The 12,603-nt window shown below is 73.4% G+C and carries 12 protein-coding genes; 6 read left to right on the forward strand and 6 right to left on the reverse strand.

The window, feature by feature from the left end; translation table 11 throughout:
* Positions 1-19: 19 nt before the first annotated feature.
* On the reverse strand, positions 20-781 hold the full coding sequence (locus tag ACQPY4_RS15840; protein ID WP_433336956.1) for a maleate cis-trans isomerase family protein: 762 nt from the start codon (positions 779-781) through the stop codon (positions 20-22).
* 11 nt (positions 782-792) lie between these two features.
* Positions 793-1,287 (reverse strand): DUF3830 family protein, encoded by a 495-nt coding sequence (locus tag ACQPY4_RS15845; RefSeq protein WP_433336958.1) that lies wholly within the window; start codon positions 1,285-1,287, stop codon positions 793-795.
* Between the two features lie 242 nt (positions 1,288-1,529).
* Here ACQPY4_RS15845 and ACQPY4_RS15850 point away from each other — a divergent pair, with 242 nt between their 5' ends.
* The 5 genes from ACQPY4_RS15850 to ACQPY4_RS15870 all read left to right on the forward strand — a co-directional run bounded on the left by ACQPY4_RS15850 (position 1,530) and on the right by ACQPY4_RS15870 (position 6,385).
* Entirely contained in the window at positions 1,530-2,528 is a 999-nt protein-coding gene (locus ACQPY4_RS15850) for a D-2-hydroxyacid dehydrogenase (RefSeq protein WP_433336960.1), read from the forward strand.
* A gap of 11 nt (positions 2,529-2,539) precedes the next feature.
* Complete coding sequence (locus ACQPY4_RS15855; RefSeq protein WP_433336962.1) at positions 2,540-3,943, forward strand: amidase; 1,404 nt, start codon at positions 2,540-2,542, stop codon at positions 3,941-3,943.
* 98 nt (positions 3,944-4,041) lie between these two features.
* Entirely contained in the window at positions 4,042-4,767 is a 726-nt protein-coding gene (locus tag ACQPY4_RS15860) for an SRPBCC family protein (RefSeq protein WP_433336964.1), read from the forward strand.
* Complete coding sequence (locus ACQPY4_RS15865; RefSeq protein WP_433336966.1) at positions 4,767-5,108, forward strand: YciI family protein; 342 nt, start codon at positions 4,767-4,769, stop codon at positions 5,106-5,108. Before ACQPY4_RS15860 ends, ACQPY4_RS15865 begins: the two co-directional genes overlap by 1 nt.
* A 50-nt stretch (positions 5,109-5,158) precedes the next feature.
* Positions 5,159-6,385: an RNA polymerase sigma factor gene (locus tag ACQPY4_RS15870; protein ID WP_433336968.1), complete on the forward strand. Its 1,227-nt coding sequence runs from the start codon at positions 5,159-5,161 to the stop codon at positions 6,383-6,385.
* Here ACQPY4_RS15870 and ACQPY4_RS15875 read toward each other — a convergent pair.
* Positions 6,309-6,686, reverse strand: a complete 378-nt coding sequence (locus ACQPY4_RS15875) for a winged helix-turn-helix transcriptional regulator (RefSeq protein WP_433336970.1) — start codon at positions 6,684-6,686, stop codon at positions 6,309-6,311. The genes ACQPY4_RS15870 and ACQPY4_RS15875 overlap by 77 nt on opposite strands.
* Positions 6,687-6,738: 52 nt before the next feature.
* Between ACQPY4_RS15875 and ACQPY4_RS15880 the strand changes: the two genes are divergently transcribed.
* Entirely contained in the window at positions 6,739-7,125 is a 387-nt protein-coding gene (locus ACQPY4_RS15880; protein WP_433336972.1) for a YybH family protein, read from the forward strand.
* Positions 7,126-7,238: 113 nt separating this feature from the next.
* On the opposite strand, the gene ACQPY4_RS15885 is transcribed toward ACQPY4_RS15880, so the two are convergent.
* Genes ACQPY4_RS15885 through ACQPY4_RS15895 form a run of 3 tightly spaced genes read right to left on the reverse strand, consistent with a single transcriptional unit; the run spans position 7,239 to position 12,550 of the window.
* The gene (locus ACQPY4_RS15885) at positions 7,239-7,871 is read right to left on the reverse strand and encodes a DUF1707 SHOCT-like domain-containing protein (RefSeq protein WP_433336974.1); all 633 of its coding nucleotides are present in this window, start codon (positions 7,869-7,871) and stop codon (positions 7,239-7,241) included.
* A 10-nt stretch (positions 7,872-7,881) separates the two neighbouring features.
* Entirely contained in the window at positions 7,882-10,140 is a 2,259-nt protein-coding gene (locus ACQPY4_RS15890; protein ID WP_433336976.1) for an FdhF/YdeP family oxidoreductase, read from the reverse strand.
* A gap of 55 nt (positions 10,141-10,195) precedes the next feature.
* Positions 10,196-12,550, reverse strand: a complete 2,355-nt coding sequence (locus tag ACQPY4_RS15895; RefSeq protein ID WP_433336978.1) for an ATP-binding protein — start codon at positions 12,548-12,550, stop codon at positions 10,196-10,198.
* Positions 12,551-12,603: the final 53 nt, after the last annotated feature.

The raw sequence follows: 12,603 nt of genomic DNA on the forward strand, positions 1-12,603 counted from the left end.
GCCTCCGTATCGGTGAGGGTCAGGCGGCGGTCGGGCGGGTGAGCTGGACGAGGGCCTGGTCGGCTCCGGCGGCCGCCCAGCCCATGCGGCGCAGCGCCGAGCACATGGTGACCTGGTTGGCGGTCAGGACCGGCTTGCCCAGCATCCGTTCGAGGGGCGCGATGATGTCGTAGGTCGGCACGTTGGTGCAGCTGATGAAGACCGCCTCGGCGTCGGGACGGTCGACGGCCGAGACCGCGTTGACGATCTCGGCGTACCCCACCTTCCAGATGTGGCTGAGCAGCCCCATCCCGACCGAGGCCACGACGCCGATGCCGTGCTCGGACAGGAACGAGACCAGCCGGTCGGTGACGCTGTCGATGTAGGGCGTGACCACGGCGATCCTGCTCGCGCCGAGCAGGTCGAGCGACTCCACCAGGGCGCCCGAGGACGTCGTGGCGGCGGGCGCGCCCGCCCGCAGGATCACGTCGGTCAGCGACCGCTCGCCCTCGGCGCCCCGGATGAAGCTGCCCGAGGTGCAGGCGTAGGCCACCACCAGCGGCTCGGGGGCGAGCACGTCGCGGGTGGCCTGGCGGACGATGGAGTGGTCGGAGAGGGCCGAGGCCATCTCGACGGTGACCGGCACCGGGACGTAGGGGAGCCGGGTCATGAAGAGCGACACGTCGTCGGGCGTCCAGCGCCACATCTCGCGGTCGAGGGCGAAGTCGAACGGGGCCACCACGCCGATGCCGTGCTGGGTGGTGAGCTCCGGTCCCGCGACCAGCAGAGGATCGAATGCCATCCCGTCCGCCGCTACCGCTCGTGCCGGCGGTAGACCAGGCGCTCGCCCACGCCGCCCGAGCGCCACACGTCGTTGCACGCCTCGGCCATCTGATCCAGTCCCTCGGTGATGGTGGCGTAGACGTTGCCCGGGACCCAGCCCACGTCGCCGTTGAGCAGCAGGTTGTTGCGGCCGTAGAAGATGGCCAGGTCGATCACGCCGGGCAGCGCGTCGATCCCCTTCTCCTCCTTGAAGGACCGGTCGAGCATCCCGCCGGAGAAGGAGAAGTAGACCACGTCGCCGGGGATCGGCGTCACGGTCGGGTTCTCCAGGCCCACCTCCTGGTCGGCGAAGCGCTCGACCATCGTGTAGACCTCGTTGCGGGCGTACTTGGCGTGATAGGCGTCTCCGCCGAGCGGGAGAGCGTTCCAGACCGCCTCGCAGGTGCGGGGCGCGTCCTTCTCCAGCAGTTCGGCCACGCAGGAGACGCCTCTGCGCTCCAGTGTGATCGTGATGAGCTTCGGCATGCCGGACCTCCCCGGGCACAGGGGTGGGCGAGAGCGTCGCACACCCGAGAGGACTCTTGCGTTAGAGCGCCTTGGGATCCGTCCTGGCCTGGGAGCGGTTGCGACGGTCTTGCAGCACGTGATCAGCGCGACTACCTGGTTGTTTACCCGAGCTGATTGTTGACAATCCTACGAAGCGTTCCTAGCGTGTCAATGCCTCACCAGTTGCGGTCCTGTTAACTCACCGATGCGGAGAGCGAAGTATGGACTCAGCGCGGCTCGCACCTGGCCGCCGGCCCCGCGTCGTGGTACTGAGGGCCGACGATCCGCCACCCGGAACCGCGGCCCTCGAACGCCTCGCGGACGCCCGCTACGTCAGGGCCTCCGAGCTCAAGGCCGCCCTCCCCGGCGCCGACGCGCTGCTCATGTGGGACTTCTGGTCCACCGCCCTGGCGGACGCCTGGCCGGATGCGGACGGTCCCGCCTGGGTGCACATCGTCAGCGCGGGGGTCGACCGCCTGCTGTTCCCCGGGCTGGTCGAGTCGGACACGGTCGTCACCAACGCGCGCGGGGTCTTCGACGAGCCGATCGCCGAGTACGTCCTCGGGCTGGTCCTGTGCTTCGCCAAGGACCTGCACACCACCCTCCGGCTCCAGGGCGAGCGCGTCTGGCGGCACCGCGAGACCGAGCGGCTGGCCGGGTCCCGCGCCCTGGTCGTGGGCACGGGCCCGATCGGCCGCGCGATCGGCCGCCGCCTGTCCGCCGCGGGCCTGCGGGTGAGCGGCCTGGGCCGCACTGCCCGCGACGGCGACCCCGACCTCGGGACGGTCCACGCCTCCGCCGACCTGCACGCGCTGCTGCCCGAGGCCGACTACGTCGTCCTGGCGGCGCCGCTCACCGACGTCACTCGGGGCATGATCGACGGTCCGGCCCTCGCCCGGATGCGTCCGGGAGCCCGCCTGATCAACGTCGGCCGGGGCCCGCTCGTGGTGCAGGACGACCTGACCGCCGCGCTCAAGGCCGGAGAGATCGCGGGCGCCGCGCTCGACGTGTTCGTGGACGAGCCGCTCCCGCCCTCCTCGCCGCTGTGGGACCTCCCGAACGTGATCGTCTCGCCGCACATGTCGGGCGACGTGATCGGCTGGCGCGACGAGCTGATGGCCCTGTTCACCGACAACCTCGACCGGTTCGTCTCCGGGCGGCCGCTGCGCAACGTGGTCGACAAACGGCTCGGCTACGTCACCGGGACCAAAGAGAACTAGAGGAGGCAGGGATGGCGACCGACCCCGCGGACCTGACCGCGACCGAGCTGCTGGCGGGCTACCGGGCCGGGCGGCTGTCCCCGGTCGAGGCCACCGAGGCGGTGCTGGCCCGCATCGAGCGCGACGACCCGCGCCTGAACGCCTACTGCCTGGTAGACCCCGAACGCGCGCTCGCCGCCGCCCGCGCCTCGCGGGAGCGCTGGCGCGGGGGCGCGCCGCTCGGGCTGCTCGACGGCGTCCCGGTCTCGATCAAGGACGTCCTGCTCACCCGGGGCTGGCCGACGCTGCGCGGCTCCCGGACGGTCGCGCCGGACGGGCCGTGGACCGAGGACGGCCCGTCGGTCGCCCGCCTGCGCGAGCACGGCGCGGTGCTGGTCGGCAAGACCACCACGCCCGAGTTCGGCTGGAAGGGCGTCACCGACAACCCTCTCACCGGCATCACGCGCAACCCCTGGAACCCGGCGCTCACGGCGGGCGGCTCCAGCGGCGGCGCGGCGGCGGCGGTGGCCGCCGGGATGGCGCCGCTGTCGATCGGCACCGACGGCGGCGGCTCGGTCCGCATCCCCGCCTCGTTCACCGGGCTGTTCACGATCAAGCCGACGTACGGGCGCATCGCGCACCACCCGGCCAGCCCGTTCGGCACCCTGGCGCACCTCGGCCCGATCACCTGGAGCGTGGACGACTCCGCGCTGCTGCTCGACGTGGTCAGCGGCTTCGACTCCCGCGACTGGTCGGCCCTGCCGCCGCCCGCGACCCCGTACTACGGGCGCCCGCCCCTCGACCTGGCCGGAGTCCGCGTCGCCTACAGCCCCGACCTCGGGCACGTCACCGTCGACCCGGAGGTCGCGGCGCTGGCCGAGGCCGCCGCCGAGGTCTTCGCCGAGCTGGGCGCCAAGGTCGAGCGGGTCGACCCGGGGTTCGACGACCCCGTCGAGGCGTTCGAGACCCTGTGGTTCGCGGGCGCCGCCAAGGTCGTGGAGTCGCTGGACGAGGACGCGCTGGCCCTGCTCGACCCGGGGCTCCGCCAAGCCTGCGAGCAGGGCGCCGCCCACTCGGCGAGCGACTACCTCGCCGCCACCGCCCGCCGGATGGACCTCGGCCGGATCATGGGCCGCTTCCACGAGGAGCACGACCTGCTGCTCACCCCGACCCTGCCGATCCCGGCGTTCGAGGCGGGCCGCGAGACCCCCGAGGGCTCGTCCTCCCGGCGCTGGACGGGCTGGACCCCCTTCACCTACCCGTTCAACATGACCCAGCAGCCCGCCGCGAGCGTCCCCTGCGGCTTCACCCGAGCGGGCCTGCCCGTGGGCCTCCAGGTCGTCGGCGCCCGCCACGAGGACGCCCTGGTGCTGGACGCCTGCCGCGCGTTCGAGGAGGCCCGTCCCTGGAAGCACCACCGTCCCGTCCCGGCCTGAAAAAGATTCCGGGCACCTGTCGATTTCGCGGGACGCCGTTTGTCGCTTCAGTAGAGGGCCGCGAAGGACGGCCCCGCGAAGAGGACGGAGACGGCACCGTGAACAAACCCATCGAGGTGCACTGGGAAGCCGAGATCGCGGGCACGCCCGAGCAGGTCTGGGACGCGATCACCAGACGGGCCGCGGCCTGGGTCTGGGAGATCGAGTACGAGCCGCGCGAGGGCGGCTCCGAGCGCGGCCTGACCGAGGGCGGCGGCACGGTCACCGTGTGGGAGCCGTTCCGCCACTTCGTCACGACGTCGCTGGACGGCACCAACCGGCTCGACTTCGCGCTCGAACCCCGGGGCACCGGCACGTACCTGCGCTACCGGCACAACGGCGTCCTCGACGCGGACAACTACGCCACCGAGGACGACGCGTGCCGCCGGCACACCGCGTTCTACAACCACTCGCTGCGCGAGTACGTCGAGCACTTCGCCGGACGCGAACCCGTCTACCTGGAGGCCCACGCGCCCGAGAGCTCGGCCGCGGGCGGCCTGGCGCGCGTCCGCGCGGCCCTCGGCGTGCCCGAGGACGCCGAGGTCGGGGACAAGGTCAGCCTCAACCCCGAGGGGGTCGAGGCGATCGAGGGCGTCATAGACTTCGTGGAGCCCGCGTTCCTCGGCATCCGCACCGCCGACTGCTTCTACCGGCTGTACGGCCGCGACGCGTGGGGCTGGCCCGTCGGCTTCGCCCGCCACCACTTCGGCGGCGGCGGACCGCTCGCCGGACAGGAGGCGTGGGCCGCGTGGCTCAACGGAATCTTCACCGAGGCGGTGGCGTGATGGCCCAGTACGCGGTTCTCATCTACGAGCAGGTCCCGCCGGACGAGCTCCCGCCCGAGATCATGGACGGCCACATGAGCCTCCCCGAGCGGATCGCCGCCAAGGGCGGCCGGGTGGTGGCCGGGCTCGCCCTGGAACGCAACGAGACGGCCACCGCGATCCGCGGCGACCTGATCACCGACGGCCCGTTCATCGAGACCAAGGAGGTGCTCGGCGGGCTCTACATCCTGGAGGCGCGCGACCTCGACCACGCCCTGGCCCTGGCGCGGATGACCCCGATCGTCGACGGCGGCGTCGAGGTCAGGCCGATGCTCGACTTCCAGGTGGTGGAGGAGAGCTGAGCGGCGCCCGGGACGCCGTCGCCGAGCTGCACCGTCGCGAGTGGGCCTTCGTGCTCGCCGCGACGGTCCGGGTGACGCGCGACCTCGACGCGGCCGAGGAGGCCGTCCAGGACGCCTACGTCCAGGCACTGAAGACCTGGGAGCGCGACGGCGTCCCCCAGCGGCCGGGCGCCTGGCTGACCACGGTCGCGCGGCGCACCGCCCTGAACTCGATGCGCCGCGGCCGGACGCTGGAGGCCAAGCTCCCGCTGCTGGTGGAGCCCGAACCGGCCGCGGCCGAGCCCGGGGAGATCCCCGACGACCGGCTCCGACTGATCCTCACCTGCTGCCATCCCGCGCTGGCCGGCGAGGCGCAGGTGGCGCTCACGCTGCGGCTGGTGTGCGGCGTGCCGACGCCCGACATCGCCCGCGCGTTCCTGGTGAGCGAGCCCACGATGGCCGCCCGGATCACCCGGGCCAAGAAGAAGATCACCGCGGCCCGCATCCCCTACGCCGTCCCGTCGGCCGACGAGCTGCCCGGCCGGGTGGACGCGATGCTGACCGTGATCCACCTGCTGTACGCCACCGGGCACACCGCGCACACCGGCGGCGACCTGGTGGTCGACGAGCTCACCGACCGGGCGCTCGACCTGGCCCGGATGGTGCGCCTGCTGCTCCCGTCCGACCGCGAGGCCGCCGGGCTGCTGGCGCTGTTGCTCGTCCACCAGGCCCGCCGGGCGACCCGCACCGACGCGCGGGGGCGGCTGCTGCGCCTCGAGGAGCAGGACCGCTCGGCCTGGGACCCCGAGCTGATCGCCGAGGCCGACCGGCTGGTGGTCGCCGCTCTCGGCTCCGGGCCGCCCGGCCGGTTCTCGCTCCAGGCCGCGATCGCCGCCCTGCACGCCCAGGCGCCCAGCTACGACGCGACCGACTGGCCGCAGATCCGCACCCTGTACGACGCGCTGCTGCGCGTGTGGCCCTCGCCCGTCGTCGCGCTCAACCGCGCGGTCGCGGTGGCGATGGTCGACGGGCCCGAGGCGGCGCTGGCCGAGGTCGAGCGGCTGGAGGCGGACGGGCGCCTGGCCGGGTACCGGTACCTGCCCGCCACCAAGGCCGACCTGCTGCGCAGGCTGGGCCGCCACGAGGAGGCGGCGGGCGCCTACCGGGAGGCGCTGGCACTGAGCGGCAACACCACCGAGCAGGAGTTCCTGGCCGAGCGGATCAGGGGGTCGGAGCCTGGGCGCCCCAGTCCCACATGGCCTGGAGAACCGGGCCGAGGCGGCGGCCCCACGGCGTGAGCCCGTAGTGCACGCGCGGCGGCCAGCCCGCCTCGCGGCGGCGGTCGAGCACCCCGGCCCCGGTCAGCTGCGCCAGCCGTTCCGACAGCACCTTGTCCGACAGGTCGGGCAGCGCCGCGCTCAGCTCGGTGAACGTGCGGTCGCCCCGGAGCAGCTCGCGGACGACCAGCGTCGTCCAGCGGCCCCGCAGCGCCGCCAGCGTGATCTCCACCGGACAGGACGCGCTGGGCGCGGCGACCCCGGCGCGCGGGTCGTCGGGCAGGCCCGGCTCGGCGGCGTGGCCGACCGTTTGGTGAGTCACGAGGGCGCCTCCTAGCGTCGGCCACGTCCGGCCCTTCGAAAGGATACGCACGATGACCCTTGCCACCCGTCCCGAAGATGTGCCCGCGGTGTTCGCGGAGCGGTTCAACAGCGGCGACCCCCGGGCCCTCGCCGAGGTCTACGAGAGCACGGCGGTCTTCGTCCCAGAGTCGGGGGAGGCGGTGTCGGGACGGGACCTCGACGAGGCCAACGCCGCGTTCCAGGGCCTGGGAATCCCGATCGCGGTGCGGCCCCGGCACGTCCACGCGGCCGGTGACCTGGCCCTGCTGATCGTCGACTGGCTCATCGACGGGACCGGCCGGGACGGGCGGCCCGTGCGGATCGAGGGCACCGCCACCGACGTCGCGCGGCGCGGCGCCGACGGCTTCTGGCGCTACGCGATCGACAGCCCCTTCGGCACCGGCGCGCCGACCCCCTGAGCCCAGGTCCCGGAGCGCGCCGCCGAACTGCCGGCGGTCATGGTGCCGACCGCCGCCGCGCCCCGTGGGCAGGCCGCACGACGAGGCCGAGGGCTCCGGCCCGGCCTCGCTGCTCAGGTGGGCGCGGAGTCGCCCTTCTTCTTCTTGCGGTTCTTGCGCTTGATCCCGACGCCGCCCCAGAACGCCAGGCCGGTGATGACCACGCGCGGCGCGCCGGGCGGCGCGGCGGCGGAGGGGACGTCGTTGAAGCCGCCCATGACCCCGATGCCCCGCACGTCCACCGCGATGTCGTCGGGGACGATGATCTCGATGCCGCCCATGATGGCCCAGGCCCTGATCCTGACCTCCTGGGCGGCGAAGGTCGCCTCGCGCAGGTCGACCGTGCCGCCGCCCCAGAACGCGAAGGCGGTGAACTCCGCCGGGACCTTCCAGACGCCCCGGCGGTTGAACCCGCTCAGCACCGCGATGCCGGTGGTGCGGACGGGGGCGTCGCCGCCGACCAGGCCGCTGGGGGCGGCCACGGGCGCCGCGCCCTGGGTCGCCGGGAGGTCGCGGACCACGGGTTCGAGCTCGGCGTAGGTCTTGGCCGTGTAGACGGTGTTGAGCCGCTCGTCGAGCTCGTCGAGGCCGATGCGTCCCTCTCCCGCGGCGTCCCGCAGGATCTGGGCGACCCGGTCGCGGTCGGTGTCGGACGCCCGCATCTGCGGCGGACCCGAAGGTTCCGCGCGCTCGGGGAGGTTCGTCATGAAGCGAAGCCTAGGGCACCTCAAGCCGGACGACGATGGACTTGGAGGTGGGGGTGTTGCTGATCTCGGCGGTGCTGTCGAGCGGCACCAGGACGTTGGTCTCGGGGAAGTAGGCGGCGGCGCACCCGGCGGCGGTCGGGTAGGCGACGACCCGGAAGCCCGGGGCGCGCCGCTCGCGCCCGTCGGACCACTCCGAGACCAGGTCGACCAGGGTGCCGTCGGCCAGCCCGAGCGCCGCGAGGTCGCCGGGGTTGACGAACACGACGCGGCGGCCCGCCTTGATGCCCCGGTAGCGGTCGTCCAGGCCGTAGATGGTGGTGTTGTACTGGTCGTGGCTGCGGACGGTCTGGAGCAGCAGCCGCCCCTCGGGGACCCGCAGCACCTCCAGCTCGTTCACCGAGAAGTTGGCCTTGCCGCTGGCCGTGGGGAAGCGGCGGCCGTCGCGCGGCGCGTGGGGAAGCGTGAACCCGCCCGGCTCGCGGACGCGGGCGTTGTAGTTCTCGAAGCCGGGCACCACCCGCGACACGTGGTCGCGGATCACGTCGTGGTCGCGCGCCATCGCGGCCCAGTCGATCGCGTCGCCGTCCAGCGTCGCCTCGGCCAGGGCGCACACGATCGCGACCTCGGACTTCAGATCGGGCGAGGCGGGCGCGAGCCGCCCGCGCGAGGCGTGCACCATGCCCATCGAGTCCTCGACCGAGACGAACCCGCCGCCGTCGCGCTCGGTGCGCCCGAGGGTCGGCAGGATCAGCGCCAGCTCGCCGGTCACGGCGTGCGAGCGGTTGAGCTTGGTGGAGACGTGCGCGGTGAGGCGGCAGCGCCGCATGGCCGCCTCGGTCACGGCCGAGTCGGGCGTCGCGCGGACGAAGTTGCCGCCCATCCCGAGGAACACCCGCGCCGTGCCGTCGCGCATCGCGCGGATCGCGCCGACGGTGTCGAGACCGTGCTCGCGCGGCGGCTCGAAGGAGAACTCCGCCGCCAGCGCGTCCAGGAAGGCGGGCGCGGGCTTCTCGTAGATGCCCATGGTGCGGTCGCCCTGGACGTTGGAGTGGCCGCGCACCGGGCACACCCCCGCGCCGGGACGGCCGATGTTGCCGCGCAGCAGCAGGAAGTTGACCACCTCGCGGATGGTCGGCACCGAGTTGCGGTGCTGGGTCAGGCCCATCGCCCAGCAGACGATGATCCGGTCGGCGGCCACGACGTCGGCCAGGACGGCGTCGATCTCCTCGCGGGCCAGGCCGGTGGCCTCCAGGACGTCCGGCCAGCTCAGCTCGCGGACATGCTTCTCGAAGGCCGCGAACCCGGCGGTGTGGGCGTCGAGGAACGCGTGGTCGACCGCGTCCCGCTCCACCAGCAGCCGGTTGAGCGCCTGGAACAGCGCCAGATCGCCGTTCAGCCTGATCTGCAGGAACCGGTCGGCCAGCGCCGTCCCGCCGCCGACCACGCCCGAGACGCGCTGGGGGTTCTTGAAGCGCATCAGCCCGGCCTCGGGCAGCGGGTTGACCGCCACGATCCGGGCGCCGGACCGCTTGGCGGCCTCCAGGGCCGAGAGCATCCGCGGATGGTTGGTGCCGGGGTTCTGCCCCACCACGAAGATCAGGTCGGCCTGGTGCAGGTCGTCCAGGAGCACCGAGCCCTTGCCGACGCCGATCGTCTCGTTCAGCGCCGAGCCCGACGACTCGTGGCACATGTTGCTGCAGTCGGGCAGGTTGTTGGTGCCGAACGCGCGGGCGAACAGCTGGTAGGCGAACGCGGCCTCGTTGCTGGTGCGGCCCGAGGTGTAGAACAGGGCCTCGTCCGGGCTCGCCAGCGCCCTGAGCTCGGTGGCCAGCAGCGCGAACGCCTCGTCCCAGGAGACCGGCTCGTAGCGGTCCGCGCCCGCGCGCTTGATCATCGGCTCGGTCAGCCGGCCCTGCTGCCCCAGCCAGTGGTCGCTGCGCCCGGCCAGCTCGGAGATCGGGTGCCGGGCGAAGAAGTCGCGCGTCACGCGGCGGGTGGTCGCCTCCTCGGCGACGGCCTTGGCGCCGTTCTCGCAGAACTCGGCGATGTGGCGCTTGTCCTCCTCGGGCCACGCGCAGCCGGGGCAGTCGAACCCCTGCTTCTGGTTGACCCGCAGGAGGGTCAGCGCGGTCCGCTTGACGCCCATCTGGTCGTAGGACTGCTTGAGCGCGGCCGTGACCCCGGGGACCCCCGCCGCCCAGTCTTTGGGAGGCGACACCTTCATGTTCTCGTCGCCGGTGTCGTCGTTCGGCGCCTTACGGGACTTCATCGTCCGCACCCTCCAGCCAGGTGAATCTCTTCTCCACTCTGGCACACCGCCTCGGTCAGGCGCCCCGCGACCGCAGGCTGGACCAGGCGGCGATCTGCGCCCGCGAGGCGACGCGGAGCTTGGTCATGATGTGCTCGATATGGGAGTCGACCGTGCGCTTGGCGATGCCGAGCGCGTCGGCGATCTCGCGGTTGGTCAGGCCCCGGGCGACGAGCCGCGCGACCTCGTTCTCCCTCGGGGTGAGCGGGCCCGGGTCGTCGTCGGCGGCGCCCTCGGGCCGGGGGTCGGCGCCCCGGGCGATCGCGACGGTCGCGTCCACGCTCAGCGCCTGGCCGTGCTCGCTCAGCCCCGCGTAGGCGTCCGGCGCCAGGCCCTTGCGGCACTCCTCGCGCAGGCCCTCCAAGATCACCAGATAGAACGGGCCGAGCTGGACGGGGGCGCCGAGCGTCCGCCACAGCGCCTGGGTGGAGTTGAGCAGCACCGCGCCCCGCACCAGGTCGCCGCTCGACACCGCGATGGCCCCGAGCAGGTCGAGGCAGATCGTGATGCCGAACAGGTCGCCGAAGTCCTCCTTGGTGCGCAGCGCCGCCAGGACGTCGTCGCGGGCGGGGTCGAGGTCGCCGCGCAGCCAGTACGCGGCGGCGCGCACGTAGAGGGTGAACGACTGCGTCCACAGGTCGCCGTGCTCGCGGGAGACCTTCAGGCCCTCCTCGCACACCTCCAGCGCCCGGTCGGGCTCGCCGCCGAAGGCGTGGACGGACGCCAGCAGCATGTCGTTGCCCAGCGCGTACGGGGTGCGGTAGCCGATCTCGTTGTAGGCGGCGCGGGCCCGCTCGTGCAGTTCGGCGGCGCCCGCCAGGTCTTCGGCGTACAGGGCCATGCGCCCCGCGGTCTGCAGGATGTGGGCGTGCAGGTCGGCGTCGCCGTGCCGGTCGGCCAGCTCGCGGGCCTCGTCCAGCAGCGGCCGGGCGGCGGCCTGGTCGCCCTGGAGGTTGGCGAACATGGCGGCGGCGTGGCAGGCCCAGCCGCGCTCGGGGGTGGCGTCGGGGCAGGCGTCCAGCGCCCGCCCGTACCAGAGCCGGGCCTCGCCGAGCAGGCCCAGCGCCATCCAGTAGCTCTGGAGCTCGACGGCCAGCTCAAGGGCCGCGGGCTCGTCACCCGGGGACGACAGCGCGTGGTCGAGCGCGACGCGCAGGTTGGCGCTCTCGCCGCGCAGCCGCCGCGTCAGCGGGATCTGCCGCTCGCCCACCGCGTCGCGCATCGAGTCCGAGGCCAGGGCGAAGTAGTGCTCGCGGTGGCGCAGCCGCAGCTCGTGCTCCTCGCCGAGGTCGCCGAGCCGCTCGGCCCCGTATTCGCGGATGGTGTCGAGCATCCGGTAGCGGCGGCCGTCGTCCTCGCGGAGCACGATCGACTTCTCGACCAGCCGGCCGAGCACGTCGAGCAGGTCGGTGTCCCGCGCGTCGCGGGCGCGGCTCTGCTGGAGGTGTTCGGCGGCCTCCAGGCCGAACGAGCCGGGGAACACCGACAGGCGCGCCCACAGCAGGCGCTCGGCCGGGGTGCACAGCTCGTGGCTCCACTCGACGGTGGCGCGCAGGGTCTGGTGGCGGTCGCGGTTGGAGCGGGCCGTGCCCAGCAGCCGGAAGCGGTCGCCGAGCCGCCGGTCGACCTGCTCGACCGACATGACCCGCAGCCGGACCGCGGCCAGTTCGATCGCCAGCGGGAGGCCGTCGAGGCGGCGGCAGAGCCGCGCCACCACCTGCCGGTTCTCGGGGTCGAGCGCGAACCCCGGCACCATCGCCTCGGCGCGGTCGGCGAACAGCCGGATCGAGTCGCACTCGGTCTCGTCCTCCGCCCCGCCGGGCTCGGGCGGCGCCGGGGTGTCGAGCGGCGGGACGATGAGGATGTGCTCGCCCATCACGTCGAGCGGCTCGCGGCTGGTGGCCAGGATGCACAGCCGCGGCGCGGCGCGCAGCAGCACCTCGGCGAGCATCGCGCAGGCCTCGACCAGGTGCTCGCAGGTGTCGAGCACCAGCAGCAGGTGCCGTTCGGCCAGCCGTTCGGCCAGCAGCGCCACCGGGTCGCCCGCCGAGCGGTCGGGCAGGTCGAGCGCGTCGGCGACCGAGCGCGCCAGCAGGTCGGGCTTGCGCAGCGAGGACAGCTCGATGAAACGCGCGCCGTCGGCGTAGCGTCCCCGGACCGCCCCGGCGGCGCGCAGCGCCAGCCGGCTCTTGCCCACGCCGCCCACCCCGCAGAGCGTCACCAGCCGGGACCGGTCGAGCGCGCGCTCGATCTCGGCCAGCTCGCGACGGCGCCCGATGAAGCGGGTCATCTCGGCCGGAAGGTCCGACCGCCGTTCCACCCCTGGGTCGATCATGGCCGCCCTGATCGTCGGCTTCGGAGGGACGCCCATCGTAGCTTCCCGCGCACGGGCCGTGACAGGAGGAAAGGTATTTTCGGTCTACT

Origin of the sequence: Spirillospora sp. CA-294931 (genome assembly GCF_050946795.1) — a bacterium.
Taxonomy (GTDB): domain Bacteria; phylum Actinomycetota; class Actinomycetes; order Streptosporangiales; family Streptosporangiaceae; genus Spirillospora.

Excerpts from the sequence above, each read along its gene's own strand:
- ACQPY4_RS15865 (WP_433336966.1), top strand. The coding sequence starts at position 4,767 with ATGGCCCAGTACGCGGTTCTCATCTACGAGCAGGTCCCGCCGGACGAG.
- ACQPY4_RS15850 (WP_433336960.1), top strand. The coding sequence starts at position 1,530 with ATGGACTCAGCGCGGCTCGCACCTGGCCGCCGGCCCCGCGTCGTGGTA.
- ACQPY4_RS15885 (WP_433336974.1), bottom strand. The coding sequence starts at position 7,871 with ATGACGAACCTCCCCGAGCGCGCGGAACCTTCGGGTCCGCCGCAGATG.
- ACQPY4_RS15855 (WP_433336962.1), top strand. The coding sequence starts at position 2,540 with ATGGCGACCGACCCCGCGGACCTGACCGCGACCGAGCTGCTGGCGGGC.
- ACQPY4_RS15845 (WP_433336958.1), bottom strand. The coding sequence starts at position 1,287 with ATGCCGAAGCTCATCACGATCACACTGGAGCGCAGAGGCGTCTCCTGC.
- ACQPY4_RS15890 (WP_433336976.1), bottom strand. The coding sequence starts at position 10,140 with ATGAAGTCCCGTAAGGCGCCGAACGACGACACCGGCGACGAGAACATG.
- ACQPY4_RS15880 (WP_433336972.1), top strand. The coding sequence starts at position 6,739 with ATGACCCTTGCCACCCGTCCCGAAGATGTGCCCGCGGTGTTCGCGGAG.
- ACQPY4_RS15895 (WP_433336978.1), bottom strand. The coding sequence starts at position 12,550 with ATGGGCGTCCCTCCGAAGCCGACGATCAGGGCGGCCATGATCGACCCA.
- ACQPY4_RS15840 (WP_433336956.1), bottom strand. The coding sequence starts at position 781 with ATGGCATTCGATCCTCTGCTGGTCGCGGGACCGGAGCTCACCACCCAG.